This is a genomic window from Aeromonas sp. R4-1 (assembly GCF_040908325.1).
GTDB lineage: Bacteria > Pseudomonadota > Gammaproteobacteria > Enterobacterales > Aeromonadaceae > Aeromonas > Aeromonas veronii.
In genome coordinates this window covers 1-3,120 of sequence record NZ_JBFODM010000011.1, presented here as the reverse complement: position 1 = coordinate 3,120, position 3,120 = coordinate 1, and the positions used below count along the sequence as shown (strand labels likewise).

5 protein-coding genes are annotated in these 3,120 nt (G+C 57.6%); 1 reads left to right on the top strand and 4 read right to left on the bottom strand.

Going from position 1 to position 3,120, the window contains the following annotated elements:
• Positions 1-604, top strand: a 604-nt coding sequence (locus AB5Y90_RS01145) for an RNA-guided endonuclease InsQ/TnpB family protein (protein WP_368166422.1), incomplete at its 5' end; no start/stop codon positions are given.
• Positions 605-643: 39 nt separating this feature from the next.
• On the opposite strand, the gene AB5Y90_RS01140 is transcribed toward AB5Y90_RS01145, so the two are convergent.
• The 4 genes from AB5Y90_RS01140 to AB5Y90_RS01125 all read right to left on the bottom strand — a co-directional run.
• Entirely contained in the window at positions 644-1,318 is a 675-nt protein-coding gene (locus tag AB5Y90_RS01140) for a DUF1499 domain-containing protein (RefSeq protein WP_042657101.1), read from the bottom strand.
• 180 nt (positions 1,319-1,498) lie between these two features.
• Positions 1,499-1,777 (bottom strand): peptidylprolyl isomerase, encoded by a 279-nt coding sequence (locus AB5Y90_RS01135; protein WP_042657102.1) that lies wholly within the window; start codon positions 1,775-1,777, stop codon positions 1,499-1,501.
• 133 nt (positions 1,778-1,910) lie between these two features.
• Positions 1,911-2,285 (bottom strand): hypothetical protein, encoded by a 375-nt coding sequence (locus AB5Y90_RS01130; protein ID WP_270657741.1) that lies wholly within the window; start codon positions 2,283-2,285, stop codon positions 1,911-1,913.
• 231 nt (positions 2,286-2,516) lie between these two features.
• Positions 2,517-3,120 (bottom strand): RNA-guided endonuclease InsQ/TnpB family protein (locus AB5Y90_RS01125; protein WP_368166422.1); only part of this gene is annotated, 604 nt, incomplete at its 5' end.

Here is a 3,120-nt window from a genome sequence, read left to right as displayed (position 1 = left end):
CAGCTTCAAGGCTCACGAAAAAGCCTTGCGCAAAGCGCAGCAGGCGATGAGCCGCAAAGTCATATTCAGCCGCAATTGGAAGAAAGCGAAAGCCCGTATTCAGCGCATCCAGACTCATATCGGCAGTGCCCGCCGCGACTACTTGCATAAGATCTCGACCGCCATCAGCAAAAACCACGCGCTGGTATGTGTCGAAGATTTGCAGGTGCGAAATATGTCCAAGTCAGCGGCGGGCACAACTGACACGCCTGGGCGCAACGTGCGAGCCAAGTCGGGCCTGAATAAGGCTATTTTAGATCAAGGCTGGGGCGAGTTTCGGCGTCAGCTCGACTACAAGCTGGCTTGGAATGGCGGGCATTTGATAGCGGTGCCGCCGAAGAACACCAGCCGAACGTGCCCATGTTGCGGGCATATCTCGGCTGATAATCGTCAAACACAAGCTACGTTCGAATGTGTGGAGTGTGATTTTAAAGAAAACGCCGATCTAGTCGGCGCGATCAATGTGTTAAGGGCGGGACACGCCCAGTTAGCCTGTGAAGTGAGTGGTGCAATAAGGCCGCCAGCAGCAGGAACCCACCGAAGCGAATTAAGCGTAATCGCCTAACCGCAGTAGGAATCCCCGTCCTTTAGGGCGGGGAGGATGTCAAGGTTTCAAATTGGGTTTGTAGGCCTGACCGAGTCGCTCGTTCAGGCGGATCAGAAAATCCTCGATCCGCGCCCGGTTGGTACCCAAGTCGCTGCGCCCCTGACGGGAGGCCGATCGCATATCGATGCGAGTCTCTTTCGGGCCGGCAAAGACCCGCAGCGCCACATCATCCTGAAAGCCGAACCAGCCGGTGGTGACCACTGCATCCAGACCATCCGGGCTCGGTCGTACCTGCCAGCCCAGCTCCTGCATCAGTTCGCTGGCTTCAATCACCACTTCGGCAGGGGAGGCCCTGGTAAAGAGAGGACCGGGTTTTGCCTCAACTGCTTTCAGCGGGGCGCTATTAATTGGCAGATCCTGCTCGGTTCTAAGCTCCGCCGCCCAGCGCAGCAGGGGGGGATTGTAGGGATCGGTACTCACATCGTTGATCAGCGGCATGCGCAGCGCCTGCACCACAAAGAGCAGCGGCAGCAACAGCGGCAAGGCGCCAAAGCCGTTGGCGTAGCGGTTGCGGCTCCAGGGCAGGCGCACCAGCAGGATAAGGGAGACAAGCGCTCCGATGAGACAGATCGCAAAACCTATCCACCAGGGCCAGAGATGGAAGCGGCTGCCGAGGGCGCCAGCGAGCGGGAGTAACCAGGCCAGCAGGGGCCACAAGCAAGAGCGGGGCATAGCACGGGATCCATCGTCGAATGTGGACAATGCCGAGAAGGATAAACTTAATTGTCTGATAACGTTAGTAAATTGATGCGAGTTTGGCGTTGTTTCAGCCAGTTTTGCGAGGGGGGATGCAGAGGTCGGTGAAGCCCGCCTGATGCGAGCTTCACCGAGAGAATGGTCAGTTGCGATGGTTTAATTGCGATAGAGCACTTTGATCAGATGGAAGCCGAACTTGGTGCGCACCGGCCCCAGTACCTTGAGCAGTTCGCCCTTGAATACGGCATCGTCGAAGGGCTTGACCATATCCCCTTTATTGAACTCCCCCAGATCGCCGCTACGTTTTGCAGAGGCGCAGGTGGAGAAGCGCTTGGCCATCTGGCCGAAGTCGGCTCCCTTCTCGATCTTCTCCTTGATCTCCATACACTGTTTTTCGGTCTTGACCAGAATGTGCTGGGCACAGGCTTTTTTCATCGGGGCGCTCCTGGGCGTGATGGCGAAGGTTGTTAATGCCAAGTGTGGTGGCAAATGGGGGCGCAAGAGTACCCCAATTTGCCACCGGCGTCAGCCATCACAGCCCGCCGTTTACCGGCGCTGGTCAGCCCTATTATTGGCGAGCGCGGGTGGCTAGCACGGCGCGGGGGCGAGCTTGCCAGATGATCTCCAGCCCGAGCAGGGCGTAGAGGCTCCAGATGGCCAGCGGATTGAGCCACTCGCCCCCCAGTTGCAGGGTCATCAGGGCGCAACCTGCCAGCAGCAAGGTGATGCCTGGCAGCCGCCAGTGGGCGGGCAGCGGGGCCAGCATCGCCATCGCCAGCAGAATACCGAGGCCAAACGGCAGATTCAGGGCGGTAAAGGCCAGTGCCTGTTGGCCACTCATGCCGGTCAGCAGGGCCAGCAGGGCGCTGCAACAGGCGAGGAAGGTGATGAACTCGAGACGATCGGCAATATAGTCAGCCATCTGTTCGCTACGTGTATGCATGATGTGTCTCCTTCAGTTGATGGTTCAAGTGTGAGGGAGTGACGTCTGCAAAGGCAGCGGGATAATTCGATTGCGCTGAACGAGCAATTCTTAATCACCCGCTACGGCGGGCTTTGGCGTGTGCCGGGCCTGCTAAACCGTGAGGGTGGGGCGATGCCGACAAACTCTGTCGTGGTGGGTTTCTGGTGTTGACATCCTCCCCGCCCTAAAGGACGGGGATTCCTACTGCGGTTAGGCGATTACGCTTAATTCGCTTCGGTGGGTTCCTGCTGCTGGCGGCCTTATTGCACCACTCACTTCACAGGCTAACTGGGCGTGTCCCGCCCTTAACACATTGATCGCGCCGACTAGATCGGCGTTTTCTTTAAAATCACACTCCACACATTCGAACGTAGCTTGTGTTTGACGATTATCAGCCGAGATATGCCCGCAACATGGGCACGTTCGGCTGGTGTTCTTCGGCGGCACCGCTATCAAATGCCCGCCATTCCAAGCCAGCTTGTAGTCGAGCTGACGCCGAAACTCGCCCCAGCCTTGATCTAAAATAGCCTTATTCAGGCCCGACTTGGCTCGCACGTTGCGCCCAGGCGTGTCAGTTGTGCCCGCCGCTGACTTGGACATATTTCGCACCTGCAAATCTTCGACACATACCAGCGCGTGGTTTTTGCTGATGGCGGTCGAGATCTTATGCAAGTAGTCGCGGCGGGCACTGCCGATATGAGTCTGGATGCGCTGAATACGGGCTTTCGCTTTCTTCCAATTGCGGCTGAATATGACTTTGCGGCTCATCGCCTGCTGCGCTTTGCGCAAGGCTTTTTCGTGAGCCTTGAAGCTG